This is a genomic window from Variovorax sp. CAN15 (assembly GCF_030462475.1).
In the GTDB taxonomy this organism is placed as follows: domain Bacteria; phylum Pseudomonadota; class Gammaproteobacteria; order Burkholderiales; family Burkholderiaceae_C; genus Variovorax.
In genome coordinates this window covers 1-1,513 of the sequence record NZ_JASMRZ010000181.1, presented here as the reverse complement: position 1 = coordinate 1,513, position 1,513 = coordinate 1, and the positions used below count along the sequence as shown (strand labels likewise).

2 protein-coding genes are annotated in these 1,513 nt (G+C 59.7%); one reads left to right on the top strand and one right to left on the bottom strand.

What is annotated here, in order from left to right; all coding sequences use genetic code 11:
- Positions 1-878 (bottom strand): Ku protein (locus tag QMO14_RS33230; RefSeq protein WP_301512385.1); only part of this gene is annotated, 878 nt, incomplete at its 3' end.
- Between the two features lie 102 nt (positions 879-980).
- On the opposite strand from QMO14_RS33230, the gene QMO14_RS33225 reads away from it, so the two are divergent.
- Positions 981-1,445 carry a hypothetical protein gene (locus QMO14_RS33225; protein WP_301512384.1) on the top strand — a complete coding sequence of 155 codons (465 nt, stop codon included), beginning with the start codon at positions 981-983 and terminating at the stop codon, positions 1,443-1,445.
- Positions 1,446-1,513 lie beyond the last annotated feature (68 nt).

Sequence of the window (1,513 nt, the reverse complement as noted above, 5' to 3'; positions counted from 1 at the left end):
CGCTGCGCCTTGGGCGCCGGGCGCCGGATCGGTGTAACCACCTGGCTCGATGCGGCCGCCGGCGCAACTCGCGGCTTTTTCGCTGCAGCGGAGGACTGCTTCTCCAAGCTGGCCATTAGCATCTGCGTGAGGTCGATGACCTGGGCGGAGCCGCCGCCATCCTCCGGATGCTCTGCGGCGATGATTTCTTCACCGGCAATCTTCGCATCGATCGCCTCGAGGATGCGCTTCTTCTCCTCGTCCTCAAACATCGTCGGGTCGTAGGCGTCCTGCGAAATCTGGTCGATCAGCTGCAGCGCCAACTTCAGCTCCGCGGCGGAGGGCTCGAGCTTTTCGATGTTGAGGTCCTTCAGCGAGCGCACCTCCTCTGCGTACAACAGCTGCTGGAGCACCAAGCCGTCTTCCTCGGCGCGCACCTGGACCACGTACTGTTTCGACTTCCACGCCCACTTCGCAAGCGCGCAGCGGCCACTTTCCTGCATGGCCTTCTTGAGCAGGTTGTACGGCTTGCCGCCGCGCTTGTCCGGGGCCAGGAAGTAGGGCTTGTCGTAGTAGATCGGATCGACTGCGTCTGCAGGGATGAAGGCCACGATATCGATGAGATGGCTCGCACCTTCTTCGAGCGCTTTCAATTCTTCCGGCTTGAAGATCACGAAGCGGTCTTCCTCGAATTCGTAACCTTTGACCATTTCTGCGCGCGGCACGATCTTCTTCGGGTTGTTCGCGGCGACGTACTGCTGCTTGACCCTTGAGCCTTCCTTGGAAAGCATGTTGAAGTGGACTGCGGCTGAGCTCTCCGTTGCGGTGTAGAGGCGCACCGGAATCGACACGAGACCGAAGCCGAGAGAAAGCGAAGCGATCGAGCGAGGGGCGGCCATGATTGTTCCTTGTCCAGGAAAGAAAACATGCCACTTTTCCAACCGCCAGGAAAGAGGCGGGATTCGCCTCCTGTGCGGCGAGCGGGCTGCAAAATGGGGGTGATGACGTTACAACCCGCTACCCTTGGTCAGCCCGGTGAAGAAGATGCTACGCATCGACGCGTGCCCGACGGGGCACTTTTTCGGCCCGGTCCGACTGGACGGGCTGAGACCTTTTTCGGGGGCAGTTGGGTGCCAGCCGGCTGGGAAAACTCGGATCTGAAAAACTCACAGTTCACGCCTTGTGGTGCGTTGAGCGAACCTCATCTCGGGGCGGTTGAAAAGAAAGAGGAAACTAAAAAAATGCCAATGGACTTCCTTCGCAAGATCGAAAAGGCGGACTTTCCGCTGACGGTCGAAGAGTTCGCTGACGTCAACAACGTGGCGGTCCTTCGGGCCGCCGGGCTGGTCGAGGCTGAGATGGTTGAAGCAGTCGAGGGAGACCCGGACACTTGTTGCGCGGTAGTCCTTCGCATCACACCGGAAGGGCGTGCGGCGCTTACCAAAGGCATCAGTCCCAATCTCTAGCTGGGAGGGGAAAGTCGCTCCAGGAAATCCAGGAGGCTGTCTACATCAGTGGACTTGTCGAACACGGC

Coding starts and splice junctions, on each gene's coding strand:
- QMO14_RS33225 (WP_301512384.1), top strand. CDS start 981: ATGACGTTACAACCCGCTACCCTTGGTCAGCCCGGTGAAGAAGATGCT.